A 13,691-nucleotide genomic window follows, 5' to 3' on the forward strand; every position below is an offset into this window, starting at 1 on the left:
CTTCCTGGGCAGGGTAGAGTCGAAGGTGAACAAAGCACCATTCCCCTCCGCCCCCACTCCACGGGAGGTCACCCCCGCATGATCGTCGAAACGAAACTCCTGGGCCGCCGCACGCCCTTCGAACGCCGCCCCATCGCCCTGACCGGCGACACCCACACCCTGGAGAGTCTGCTGACCGCGCTCGTCGAACACGAACTCGCCGCGTACCACGAGCGGCAATCAGGCGTGGGCGTCCTGCGCGTCCTGACCGAACGGGAACTGGCGGACGCCGCCCTGACCGGCCGCGTGGCTATTGCCCCGCAGGACCGCGCCGCGACCGTCGCGCCCGAGGACGCTGTCCGCACCGCCCTGACCGCCTTCCGCGACGGGCTGTACTACGTGTTCCTCGACGACGAGCAGCTGACCGACCTCTCGGCCCCCGTCACCCTGCGCCCAGACAGCACCCTGCTGCTGCTGCGCCTGACCGCCCTGGCAGGCGGCTGACCATGGACATTCAGGACCACCTGCGGACCTTCCAGCAGCCCTGGAAACCCGGCTTCGACACGCGCGTGGCGGCCCTGCCCGCCCCGTGGGCCACCCTGATCGGGGCGCACGTGAAGGGCGGGCGTGATCATCAGGAACGCCAGCGCCTTCAGGACGAACTGACGGACGCCCTGCACGCCAGCACCCCGGCCGACCGCGAAGCCCTGGCCGCCGCGCTGTTCCCGCAGTTCCCGGCGCTCGCGGCCCGCACGCTGGATGCCCTGCTGACCCGCCACCCGTACCCGCTGGGCTACGCCCGCCGCGCCTTCCGCGCCCCCGGCCACCGGCTGGCCGCCGCGCACGCCGCGCACTGGCTGTGGCAGGCGTGGCACACCACCCGCGACTACCCCCAGCCCGCCTCGTGGTTCGCGGTGCACGCGGGCCTCCTGAACCCCTGGGAATCCCAGGGGCTGGGCCTGCTGCTGGGTCAGGCGATCAGCGACGGGGACGAGGAGGTCTACCAGATCCTGCGCGACACGGCGGGCACGCAGCACCCGGTCGCCCGCATGGGCCGCCACGTGCCCCTGGCCCTGCTGAGCAGCACCAGAGAGGACGCCTGGACGCTCGCCGAGGGCCTGCTGCTCGCCGCGCAGCGCCAGGAGGGGCTGCGGCAGGTGATCCTGGAGACCGTGGACGAGGCCAGCGCGGACGCCTTCACCCGCACGCTGCGCCTGATCCTGGGGGAGGACCTGCTGCGCTTCGCCGCCACCTTGCGCGCCGCGTGCGTGTGGTTCGGCCTGAACTACGACGTGACCGACCTGAAGGTCGTCCGGGCGCACCTCACCCGCGCGCTGACCTTCCTGGAAGAACCCGAGGCCGCGCGGGAGGCCGTGCAGGGCGGCGAGGGGGTGGACGCGTACCTCGCGCTGTTCACGCTGGGCATGTGCGACGCCGTGCAGGCCGCCGAACTGGCCCGCACGGTCCTGACGGACACCGACCCGGCCCGCCGCATGGCCGCCGCGCAGTTCCTGACGGCCGCCGAGCTGCTGACCGACGACGACCGCCGCGCCCTACTGACCGACGCCGACCTGCGCGTGGCCGTGCTGGCGGGGAGCGCCGTGAACCGCTGGGGCAGCCAGCCGCATCTGTTCACCTTCGAGGAGTTCGAGGCGTACGCCCTGCGCCTCCCGGACAGCGCCCGGCACGACCCGCTGCTGTTCCCCTGGCTGGGTCACGTGCCCGCCCACGCCGACGCCCTCGACGCCCTGCCCGCTCTGCGCGGCGAGCGGCCCTTCACGGCCCTGACCCCGCACCTGGGTGGGCTGAGCGTGTACGGCAAGACCTCGTTGCTGCGCAGCCTGAAGGACCACGCGGCGGCGAACCCGCTGGACGCACCCACCCGCGCGCTGCTCCTGACGCTGCTGCAGGACCGCAACAGCAGCGTGTCACAGGAAGCCGTGACCGTCATGGCGCACTTCACGCCCGACCCCACCGAGGTCGAGGCCGTGCACGGCCTGCTGAAACGCAAGAGTGCCGACCTGCGCCGCGGCCTGATCCGCCTGCTCGCCAGTGACCCCGCGCAGGCGCAGCGCAGCGCCGCCGCCCTGCTGAGCGGCCCGAACACCGATCAGCGGCAGGCGGGCCTGCAACTCCTGATCGAGACCGGGGGCACGCCGCCCGCCGACTTCGGCGCGAAGAACGTCACCGAGGCGACCCTGCTGGCCCGCCTGACCGACCCCGGCACGCAACTGACCCTGGAGGACGGCCTTGGCCTGTTCGACCCCGCGCGCCTCACCCGGCCGCAGGCGCCGCAGCCCCGGGAGCGCGACTACCCCGCGGACGTGACGCGCGGCGCGGCCCTGCTGCGCGACCTGGACGCCCTGCTCGTCGCCCACCGCGAGACCCCGCTGACCGGCCCCGGCTGGGACGGCCAGGAGACGGTGCTGCTGGGCAACGTGCGCCCCTGGCAGCTCCGCCCGGGCCGGGACGGACAGCCCATGCCGCTGTGGGATGTCTGGACCGGCTGGTGGCAGGGTCGCCCGGACGCGCAGGACGGCGACCTGACCCGGCTGCACTGGGCGCTGAACCACTTCGTGAACCGCACGCAGACCACCGACGCGGAACTTCAGGACGAGCTGGACGGCAACGGCGCGCAGCCCGCCGCGCCCGACACTGCCGCGCCCGACACTGCCGAACTCGATGCGGCCGAACTCGACACGGCCGAACTCGACACGGCCGTGCTGGACCTGCTGGGCCTCGATCAGGAAGGGCTGGACGACCTGCTCGCCGACGCGGACGCGGACGACCTCGCCGAGCATCAGGCGGCCCGCAGCGCCGCCGAGATCCGGCAGGACCTGCTGCGCCGCACCCTGCACCGCACGCTGGGACCGCTGGTCACCCTGCGGCTGGAACACCCGGACCTGGCGCGCGTGATCGTGGACGCCCTGCATGGCGCGTACGCCACGCCCCTGGACACGGACCTCGCCCTGGACGCCTGGGAGACCGCGCTGGCGTACCTGCCGCGCGACGTGCAGATGCAGACCGACCCGCTGCGCTCCTGGTGGCAGGAGGACCCCCGCGACCTGCTGAACCCGGTCATGCCGCAGGGCGACTGGCGCGCCTGGACGCCCGCGCAGCAGCGGCGCTTCTGGAACCTGCACCTGCACCGCGGCGCGGGCTACCCGAACCTGCCCCGCCAGCGGGTGAACACGCCCCTGCTGCTGCACGCGTCCGCGCAGGGCTGGGCGACCACCGACGACCTGCTGGATATGCTGATCGGCCCACGCCCGGAACGCGGCCGGTACTCCTACGGCAACGATTTTTCCGACCTGTCGCAGTACACCCGCCGCACCCTGAAACCCGAGTGGCCCACCCACCCCGACTGGGAGGCCGCCGTGAACCGCGTCCGCGACCGGGTGCTGGAGGTCGAACTGGCCCGCGGCGACCTGGAGACGCCCGCCACCGCGCCCGCCCTGGCGCTGCGCAGCGTCCACGGCGCGGACCTGGCCCTGCGGCTGCTGGCGGGCCTGGGGAAGAATCCCCTCAAGCGCGGCTACCAGGGCCACAACGAGAGCCGCGACGTGACCTTCAGCCACCTGATCCGCGTGGCGTTCCCACAGCCAGGGGACACGCCCGAGTCCTTCCGCGTGCAGGCCACCGCGCTGGGCCTCCCGGACACCCGCCTGCTGGACCTCGCCATGTTCGCCCCGCAGTGGGCGCCGCTGGTCGCGGGCGCGCTGGGCTGGCGCGGCCTGAAGGACGGCGTGTACTGGCTGCACGCCCACACCCGCGACAGCAACTGGAGCGTCCCGCAGGAGGTCCGTGACGCCTGGGAGGCCGAGATCGGCGAGCGTACCCCCCTGAGCCCCGCCGACCTGACCGAGGGCGCCGTGGACGTCGCGTGGTTCCGCCAGACCTTCAAGGCACTCGGCGGGGCGAGGTTCAGCGCGCTGCTGGACGCCGCCAAGTACGCCTCCTCAAGCGGCGGACACAAACGCGCCGAGACGTACGCCCGCGCCATCCTGGGCGAACTGAAGGAAGACGACCTGACCACCCGCATCACCGAGAAACGCAACCAGGACGCCGTGCGCGCCCTGGGCCTGCTGCCCCTCGCCCGCGCCAGGGGGAAGGCCGCGCGGGAACTGGAGGGCCGCTACCGCCTCATCAGCGACTTCCGCGTCGGCGCGCGGCAGTTCGGCGCGCAGCGGCAGGCCAGTGAACGCCGCGCGGCGGACATCGGCCTGCTCAACCTCGCCCGCAGCGCCGGGTACGCCGACCCGCAGCGCCTGATGTGGGCCATGGAGGCCCGCACCGCCCCCGACTGGACGGCAGCCGTCACCGAGGGCGACCTCCGCGTGGGCATTCACCTCGGCCCGGACGGCGAGGCCAGCCTGACCGTCACCCGCGGCGACAGGGTCCTCAAGGCCCTGCCGCCCGCCCTGAAGAAACGCCCGGACGTGCAGGCCCTCCAGGCCGCCGCGAAAGAACTGAGCGCCACGAGAAAGCGCATGCGCGCCGCGCTGGAGGAGACCATGATCCGCGGCGACCACCTCCAGCCGCAGGAACTCACGGAGCTCGCCGCGCACCCGGTCATCGCGCCCATGCTGCGCAGCCTCGTGTGGGTCATGAACGAGACGCACCTCGGCTGGTGGACCGGCGACACCCTCGACACGCCCGGCGGGCCGCAGTCCATAGGCGAGCACGCCCTGCGCCTCGCGCACCCGCACGACCTCTTCACCAGCGGGCACTGGCCCACCTTCCAGGCGCAGGTCATGGACCGCCACGTCACGCAGCCCTTCAAGCAGGTGTTCCGCGAGTACTACCCCCTCACTGCGCCTGAGCGGGACGCGCGGCGCGTCACCCGCTACGCCGACCAGCACGTCCAGCCCGGCAAGGCCGCCGCCCTCCTGAAAACGCGCGGCTGGATCACCGTCCCCGAGGAAGGCGTCCGCAAGACCTGGCACGCCGAGGGCATCAACGTCTGGCTCGACACCAGCGTCGGCTCCGGCACCCCGAACGAGGTCGAGGGGACCCCGGTCAACGCCGCGTACTTCATCCGCCGCGACGCCACCGAACCCCTGCCCCTGTCCGAGGTGCCCCCTCGCCTCCTGAGCGAGACGCTGCGCGACCTCGACCTGATCGTCTCCGTCGCCCACGTCGGCGGCGTCGACCCCGAAGCCACCCAGAGCACCACCGGGATGCGCGCCGCCCTGCTGCGCGAGACCCTGCGCCTCCTCAAGCTCACCAACGTCCGCATCCAGAACGACCACGCCCTGATCGAAGGCCACCACGCCCGCTACACCCTGCACCTCGGCAGCGGCACCGTCCACCGCCAGCCCGGCGGGTACCTGTGCATCATCCCCGTCCACAACGGGCACCAGGGGCGCCTCTTCCTGCCCTTCGCCGACCCCGATCCCCGCACCGCCGAGGTCATCAGCAAGGCCCTCCTGCTCGCCCAGGACCGCCAGATCCAGGACCCCACCATCCTCGAACAACTCCGGTAACCCGACAGGGCAGAGGCGGGAGCATCACGCCCCCGCCTCTGCTGGTATGCTGTTCAGTTCACAGCAGAATTCAGAGGCATTGAGGGTATACCTCGATGCCTATGAATCGAGCGGAGCGAGCGCCTGAAGGACAGTGGTTGGAAGTGGAATTGAAGGGCGTGCTGTTGGCCCTTCAATGCAACTGGAAACCGCTGTCAGAACGCGGTGTCCAGCGCGCCCAGCGCGGCGTCGGCGTCGGTCACGCCCGCCTGCGCCATGTCGGGACGGCCGCCGCCCTTGCCGCCACCCGCGGCGGCGAGTTTGCCGATCAGCTGCCCGGCGTGCGCGCCGCGGGTCACGGCGTCCTTCGTGACCTTCACGACGAGGCCCTTCTCGCCCGCGACGACGACCATGTCCGCGCCGCTCTGGTCGAGGAGCCTGTCGGCCGCGCCACGCAGCTCGTTGCCTTCCAGGCCCGCGAGTTTCAGCGCGGCGACCCTGAAGCCGCCCAGCTCGCGCGTCTGCGCGGCGCCACCACTGCCGCCGCCCATCTGCGCCTCAGCCAGCTGCCGCTTGACCGCCGCGATGTCCTTCTCGGCTGCCTTCAGCTGCGCCTGGAGGCCGCTCACGCGGGCTTCCAGGCCGTCCACGCCCGTATTCAGGAGGCTGGCAACCTTCGCGGCGGCGTTCAGACGCTCGCGCACCCACGCGGTCGCGGCGTCCCCAGCCAGCGCCTCGATGCGGCGCACCCCGGCCGCCACGTTCTCATCCCCCAGGATCACGAACGCGCCGATGTCCCCGGTGCGGCGCACGTGCGCCCCGCCGCACAGTTCCATGCTGCTCACGGACTGCCCGGCGTACTCCACGCTGCCACCCACGCGCACGACGCGCACGGTCTCGCCGTACTTCTCGCCGAACAGCGCGGTCGCGCCCGCCGCCTTCGCGTCCGCGATGGGCATTTCCTGCCACGTCACGGGGAAGTTCGCACTCACCCAGCGGCTCACCAGCAGTTCCACCGCCGCGATCTCCGGCGCCGTCAGGGCCGCCCCGTGCGAGAAGTCGAAGCGCAGGCGATCCGGGGCGACCAGCGACCCCTTCTGCGCCACGCCATCCCCCAGCACCGCCCGCAGCGCCGCGTGCAGCAGGTGCGTCGCCGTGTGGTGCCGCTCGGTCGCGCGGCGCTCGCCGGACACCACGCCCCGCACGCGGACGCCCTCGCGCAGCTCGCCCTCCTCGACCAGCACGTCATGCAGGAACACGCCCTGCGGCGTCTTGCGGGTGTCACGCACGACCCCCGCGCCGCCCTCCCACTCCAGGCGACCCGTGTCACCCACCTCACCGCCACCCTCGGCGTAGAACGGCGTGCGGGACAGCACCACCGTCGCCTCCGACCCGGCGGGCAGGTGACTCAGGCGCTCGCCCGCGCCCACCAGCGCCACCACGTCCGCGTCCACGCTCAGCTCGTCGTACCCCACGAACTCCGTGCGGGGCAGACCCTCCAGCGCCTCCTGATTCCCGCCGAACAGTTCACTCTTGCCGTACTTGCTCCCGGCCCGCGCGATCTCCTGCGCGTTCTCCAGGCTCTCCGCGTACCCGGCCTCATCCACCGTGATGCCGTACTCCTCCGCGATCTCCTTCGTCAGATCCACCGGGAAACCGTACGTGTCGTACAGCACGAACGCGTCCTGACCGGACAGCACCGCGCCGCGCTCCATGCCCGACAGCAACCCACCCAGCCGCTGAATGCCGCCCTCCAGCGTCTTCAGGAACCGCTCCTCCTCGGACTGGACCGTCGCCCCGATCTTCGCGAGGTTCTCGCGCAATTCGGGGTAAGCATCGCCCATGCGCTCGGCCACGATCGGCACCAGCTTGAACAGGCTCGGCTCGCGCAGACCCAGCAGGTACGCGTGACGGCAGGCGCGGCGCAGGATCTTCCGCACCACGTACCCGCGCCCCGTATTGCTGGGCACACTGCCGTCCGCGATCACCATGCTCACGCTGCGGATGTGCTCGGCCACCACACGGTGGGACACGCTCTGCGGCCCGTCGTACGCCTGCCCGCTCATCTCGGCGACCTTCGCCACGATCGGTGCGAACACGTCGTTGCTGTAGAAGTCGTACACGTCCTGCACCACGGTCGCGATGCGCTCCAGGCCCATGCCGGTATCGATGTTCTTGAACGGCAGGTCCTTCAGGACCGGCGTGCCGTCCGGCAGCGGATCCTGACGGTCGAACTGCGGGAACACGTTGTTCCAGATCTCCAGGAACCGCGCACTCTCACGCGTCTCGGCGTACTCCGCCCAGGTGTCATTCCCGTACTTCGGACCGCGATCATAGAAGATCTCGCTGCACGGCCCGCACGGCCCGTTCGGCCCCTCCTTCGGCGCGTCCGCCGGCCAGAAGTTCTCATCCGCCCCGAACCGCAGGATGTGATCCGCCGGCAGACCGTTCACCTCGGTCCAGATGCGGAACGCCTCCTCGTCCTCCTCGTAGATCGTCACGTACAGCCGCGCGCGGTCCAGCCCCAGCCACTCCGGGCTGGTCAGGAACTCCCACGCCCACGTCAGCGACTCCTGCTTGAAGTAATCCCCGAAGGAGAAGTTCCCCAGCATCTCCAGCAGCGAGCAGTGCCGCAACGTCCGGCCCACGTTCTCGATATCCCCGATCCGCAGGCACTTCTGCGCCGTCGTCACGCGCCTGTTCGCCACGCCATCAAACACCGCCGGGGCACCCATGAACTGATCCTTGAACGGCTGCATGCCCGCCACCGTGAACAGCGTCGTCGGATCCGGCGCGACCGTGCTGTAACTCGGCAACCGCAGGTGCCCCTTCCCCTCGAAGAACTGCAGGTACTTCTCCCGAATCTGCGCCGTCGTCAGCGAAACCGTCATAACGCAAAGTCTAGCGCGCCCACCCAGACCGGGCACCCCGCGAAACAGCCGGCCCGGGCGCACGCCGACTGGCCTACCCAGACAGCAAAACGCGCCCAGGCAGAACGCCCAGGCGCAAGCCGACAGAACGTTACCGCAACGGAACCCGTTTGAACCCCGAGCCAGTCCACACCAGCTTCAACACGTCCAGACGATCCCCACACGTGTAGTCGTTGTTCGCTAAAACCGTACACTTTGCCAGCAGCCGGGAGTCATCTGGTTTCAGGGAGATCACGATGCTCGTCCCGAACCTCGGCAGATTCACAGCCGTCCGCACCGGCCCCTTCGGACTGACCCCCGTTATCTTTTTATAGAACGTCCCAGCATCTATAGGAGAAACCCGCAGCATGTTGGTGATGTTTCGCAACTTAAACGCGGAATCAAACAGATACAGCGCCTGTACGTCCTCATCCCCACGGTAACGGTTCAGGCCCACTGCACCAAGTCCACCTTTCCCATTCCAGACGGTGAATTCTAGGTAGCCGCCTTCGGTAAGGTCGAGAATCGCATACTGGTTTTTGTGATCTACTATACTGTTCGGTGAGTTAAGTAATTTAGCTCTGGATAATGGTGTTAAAGTCTGCAACTTTTTTATTTCGGGGTCGTACTTCAAAGTAGGTAGGGCATATAGGGGTAGATACTGCCATACGGAGTCTATGCTGGCTGCATTGCTAATTGAGTACTGGGTAGATATCAACAAGATAACGGTAAAATTTTTCATTTACTTCCTTTCAAATGCGGCAATCCAAAGAAATGTAAATTTGCTAACCTGACTCCAGGGAAAAACTGCATCCTCACCGATTCCCGCCTCCTTGGTTCTTGTATTAAGGTTTCCATTGTAGCTTCCAGTAACATTACCTGGGTTGTAATTTAAAAGACTGGGCAGTTTGCCGTAAGGGTCGTCTACCGTAATGCCGTTGCTTGTTATTGATTGCAGTCTGATGATGTGGCCGTTTAGACTCATCATAACTCCATTACCATTTCTCAAATACGCAAGAATCTCATCCTTCCACACATTATAATCACCTCTAAAATTATCCTTACGAACTACTTTACGCGCTTTAAGTTGTCGGGCCACGCCTGCCCAACCGCCCTCGGTTGTTCTAGGCGGTAGGCTATTTTTACGTCTTACGTTCTCTAAAAAATCTTCATACTGGCCATCGGACGGATTCTCAATCCCTAATGTCTCCAAAACCATTGTGAGGGAAGTTAAATTGCACATGATATCGCCTATGGGTTTGCCAGTGTAAACTACCCAATGGGTTTTTCCATCTTTGCCTTTGTATGACCAGCGATCGGACTGCAGTCCGATCGATTGATTATTTCTCTGATTGCGATAGGGTATCTTAGATTGAAGTATTTCAAATAAATCTCCTTTAATCTTACTATCTAGTATTTTAACTATTAATGAGCGAGCCAAATTTATTTCTTTTATGGTATAGATCTTTTTATATGATTTGAGATTGATGAGTTTGTCTAGTTGATCTGGAGGCGTTGAAGAATGCGCGTTTTGTGTTCCCTCTTCTGGTGTGTGTGTTTGAGGAGTGATTGTAGAGATAGATGCTTCCTTCTCAACATCAATTCCACACCCTCTCATAATCGCGATTAGGCTTTCTGCATATGATCCTGGTTTGCCTGTGTTGGCATACCCGGCCCTATCTATGGCATAGGCGGCCTCTCTCAAATTTTTAGCTTCAAAATATCCAGCCTTGGCATATCTTGGATTATTTATAGTAAAATTTGCGCGAGCTATAAATGCGTCTGCATAATCCTTGTAATCGGCAAAAGGCTCCATTTTATCGACTAGTCGTTTTAGTTTTGGGTCCCATTCCTTTGTGGGTGCAAAAGTTCTTGGCTTGCTCGGGTCAAATTCCTTGATCCCAAATACATTATTCTTTCCTGAATGTGATCGACCCCATCCGGACTCAGTAGCCCACTGGGCGGCAATCAGTTCTGGGTGTGCAACCCCCAAGCTCCGAAATGATTTAACAATGTTGAAAAATACTTCGTGCCTATCTCTCTTGCTCATTGTTTTTGGCGTATAGTTTGAAGAGTTAAGGGAAGCGATTGTATTTTGTGGGATGCTGGATCTATCTATGTGTGAAGTCTGCGTTTCATGTTCGGGATTTTCGGCGGAAGGTGTTTGAACCGCACCTGCAGCAGGCGTTCGTGGCCGGGGAAGTGCAACTGGAATAGCTGAAAGGGTCAGATTTGGGGCTTGGAACGCACCAGATGAAGTCTGATTCGTGAAGTTGCTGGTGACGGTTTTGCCGTCTGGGCTGATTTTCCCCTGAAATTCGGCGTTGTTCTGGGTGCCTTTCAGGGTGAAGGTGTTGTCGTCGCGGAGTTGCCCTTCGAGGTGCCAGCCGCTGCTCTGGCCGGGGGTGGCCTGGTAGCGGGCGGTGAGGTGGCCGTTGGGTTGGCGGATGATGCGGAGTTGGAAGGTGATGCCGTTGGCGGCGCCGCGGAAGGTGCGTTGCCAGGTCTGGGTGCCTGCTTTGAGGGGGCGGGGTGTGGGTGGGGTGGGGGTTCTGGGTTGGGGTGGTTTGCCGGTGAGGGGCTCTCTGGTGTCGAACATGTGACCTCCGGTTCAGTTAGCGTACCGGGTGGTCGGGTGGGGTGGTGCCGCACATGTGGAAGGCCCGGTCACGGGTGTGCCGGGCCTGCTGGTGTGGTGCGTGTCAGTCGAGGTCGACGGCCCACCAGGCTTCGCGTTGGGCGGCGAGGCGGGCGCGGGGGTCGCCGATGGTGTCGAGGGCTTTGGCGAGGCCCTGCCAGTCGTGTTCGCTCATGGGGTCGATGGCCAGGGCGCGCTGGTGGAACTGGGCGGCGTCGCGGTCGCGTCCGGCGGCGGTGGCGGCGCGGGCGGCGATGCCGAGCAGGGTGAGTTGTTTCTGTTCGAGGCGGGCGCGGACGTCGTCGGCCCAGGGGCTGTCGGTGCCGGGGAGGTAGTTGCCGTACTGCGCGACGAGTTCGCGGAGTTCTTCGAGGCCCAGGCTGCCCTGTTCGGCCTGCGCGGCGAGCAGTTCGAAGCGTTGCACGTCGTATTCGGGGTTCAGGTCGCTGGCCAGGGCGTAGCGGCGGTTGGTGCTGACGACGGATTCGTTGCTCAGAGAGCGGCGCAGGCGGTGGAGGGTGGTGTGGAAGAGGCTGCTGGCGCGCGCTTCGTCCTTTTCGGGCCAGAGGGCTTCGGCGGCTTCCCAGCTGGTGACTTCCTTGTGTTCTAGGAGGTAGAAGAACAGTTCGAGGGCTTTGCGGCTGACCCAGGTGACGGTGCTGCCTTTCCAGATGACCTGGGCGGTGCCGAGGCCTTTGGCCTGCATCTGGTTTTCGTTCTGCTGGTTCAGTCCGGCGCGGCGCAGTCGGGCGTCGATGGCGCTGGTGAGGTCCTGGGGCGTGAAGGGTTTGGGCAGGTAGTCGTCCGCGCCGAGGTTCATGCCGCGCCGGACGTCGCCGCGTTCGGCGTGGCTGGAGAGCAGCATGAACGGGAGGCTGGCCATCTGTTCGTTGGCGCGGATTTTCTCCAGGAATTCCAGGCCGGTCATGTAGGGCATGACGACGTCGCTGATGACGAGGTCCGGCGTGAAGACTTTCAGGAGGTCGAGGGCTTCGACGGGGTGGGTGCTGGTGCGCACCTCGTGCCCGGCGCGGGAGAGGATCACGCTGACAAGCTTGAGGATGGCGGCGTCGTCATCCACCACGAGGATGCGGGGCATGCGTTGAGTCTAACAGGCGCGTGCGTGCCCCGGGGGTGGTTTGGGGTGCGTGCCCCCCGTCCGGGTTGGGTGGCGTAGGCTGGGCGGGCATGGGAACTCAGGATCTGACGGTGGTGCTGGCGCGCGTGGTGACGCTGGATGACGCGCGGCCCGAGGTGGGCGCGGTGCTGGTGGGGGGCGGGCGCGTGCTGGCGGTGGGCTCGCGCGAGGACGTGGCGGCGCTGGCGCCGGGCGCGCGGGTGCTGGATCACCGGGACGCGCTGCTCACGCCGGGGCTGGCGGAGGCGCACATTCACCTCGTGACGTACGGGTTCTCGCTGTCGCAGGTGGGCCTGCACGGCGCGCGGAGTGTGGCGGAGGTGCAGGCGCGCGTGGCGCAGCAGGTGATGAACACGCCGCCCGGCACCTGGATTCGCGGTGGGGGTTTCCTGCTGTCGGAGCTGGGACTGGGGGAGTACCCGACGGCGGCGCTGCTGGACGAGGTGAGTCCGCACCATCCGGTGCTGCTGTACTCGCGGGACCTGCACCTGAGCTGGGCGAACAGCGCGGCGCTGCGGCTGGCCGGGATTCACGAGGGCACGCCGGACCCGGAGGGTGGGCGGATCGTGCGGCCCCTGGGCTGCCTGCTGGAGCACGCGTCGGATCTCGTGGCGCGCGTGATTCCGGAACCGACCGGGGCGGAGTACCTCGCGGCGGCGCGGGCGGGCGCGGCGGATCTGGCGGCGCGCGGGTACGTGAGTGCCCACACCATGGCCTTCGAGTCGCCCGAGGCGCCCCGGGCCATCCAGACGCTGGCGCAGCAGGGCGAGTTGCCGCTGCGGGTGTGGGCGTGCCTGCCGCACGACCGGCTGGGGCACGCCCGCGCCCTGGGACTGGCCCGCGCGCCCGGTGGCCTGTTCCAGTGGGGCGGGGTGAAGTTCTTCGCGGATGGCGCGCTCGGCAGCCGCACCGCGTGGCTGCACGCGCCCGGCTTCGCGGACGGCTCCGGCACCGGCATGCCGCTGGACCCGCCGGACCTCATCGCGGAGCTGGGCCGCGAGGCGATCGAGCTGGGCCTGACGCCCGTCACGCACGCCATCGGGGACCGCGCGAACACCGAGGTCCTGAACGCCTACGACCGCCTGCGCCCCCATGCCGAGGCGCGCGGCATCCGCCTGCGCGTCGAACACGCCCAGCACCTGCGCGCCGAGGACCTCCCGCGCTTCCGGGGCCTGACCGCCAGCGTGCAGCCCATCCACCTCCAGGCGGACGGTCCCATGATCCGCGACCTCATGCCGCACCTGGAGGGCCTCAGTTACGCCTTCCGGTCCCTGCGGGACGCCGGGGCGATCCTCGCGTTCGGCAGTGACGCCCCGGTCGCCCCGCCCGAGTACCGCGCGAACTTCGCCGCCGCGATCACCCGCGTGGACGACAGCGGAGCGCGCCTCGCCCCCGAACAGGCCCTGACCGAACACGACGTCCTGTGGGCCCACACGCGCGGCCCCGCCCTGGCCGCCGGCTGGATTGATGAGGGCATCATCCGCCCCGGCGCCCGCGCCGCCTTCACCCTCTGGGACCGCCTCGGCGGGAACGCCCAGGCCCTGGTGCTGGAGGGTTGATGG

General features: G+C 67.2%; 7 protein-coding genes. 3 read left to right on the forward strand and 4 right to left on the reverse strand.

What is annotated here, in order from left to right; genetic code table 11:
- Window positions 1-78: 78 nt before the first annotated feature.
- Both DEIGR_RS02660 and DEIGR_RS21045 read left to right on the forward strand, forming a co-directional pair.
- Window positions 79-483: a hypothetical protein gene (locus DEIGR_RS02660; RefSeq protein WP_236704637.1), complete on the forward strand. Its 405-nt coding sequence runs from the start codon at window positions 79-81 to the stop codon at window positions 481-483.
- A 2-nt stretch (window positions 484-485) separates the two neighbouring features.
- Complete coding sequence (locus DEIGR_RS21045) at window positions 486-5,465, forward strand: DUF4132 domain-containing protein (protein WP_058975053.1); 4,980 nt, start codon at window positions 486-488, stop codon at window positions 5,463-5,465.
- 194 nt (window positions 5,466-5,659) lie between these two features.
- On the opposite strand, the gene alaS is transcribed toward DEIGR_RS21045, so the two are convergent.
- From alaS to DEIGR_RS02675, 4 genes are all read right to left on the reverse strand, one after another.
- Window positions 5,660-8,335, reverse strand: a complete 2,676-nt coding sequence (gene alaS, locus DEIGR_RS02670) for an alanine--tRNA ligase (RefSeq protein WP_083523905.1) — start codon at window positions 8,333-8,335, stop codon at window positions 5,660-5,662.
- Window positions 8,336-8,465: 130 nt separating this feature from the next.
- Window positions 8,466-8,987, reverse strand: coding sequence for a hypothetical protein (locus tag DEIGR_RS20250; RefSeq protein WP_153013601.1), 522 nt, complete (start codon window positions 8,985-8,987; stop codon window positions 8,466-8,468).
- Window positions 8,988-9,095: 108 nt separating this feature from the next.
- Window positions 9,096-10,952, reverse strand: a complete 1,857-nt coding sequence (locus DEIGR_RS19560) for a glucosaminidase domain-containing protein (RefSeq protein ID WP_083524105.1) — start codon at window positions 10,950-10,952, stop codon at window positions 9,096-9,098.
- Between the two features lie 103 nt (window positions 10,953-11,055).
- Entirely contained in the window at window positions 11,056-12,090 is a 1,035-nt protein-coding gene (locus DEIGR_RS02675; protein ID WP_058975055.1) for a response regulator, read from the reverse strand.
- An 89-nt stretch (window positions 12,091-12,179) separates the two neighbouring features.
- Between DEIGR_RS02675 and DEIGR_RS02680 the strand changes: the two genes are divergently transcribed.
- Window positions 12,180-13,688: an amidohydrolase gene (locus DEIGR_RS02680; protein WP_058975057.1), complete on the forward strand. Its 1,509-nt coding sequence runs from the start codon at window positions 12,180-12,182 to the stop codon at window positions 13,686-13,688.
- The last annotated feature ends 3 nt before the right edge of the window (window positions 13,689-13,691 follow it).

The sequence above is a fragment of the Deinococcus grandis genome, assembly GCF_001485435.1.
In the GTDB taxonomy this organism is placed as follows: domain Bacteria; phylum Deinococcota; class Deinococci; order Deinococcales; family Deinococcaceae; genus Deinococcus; species Deinococcus grandis.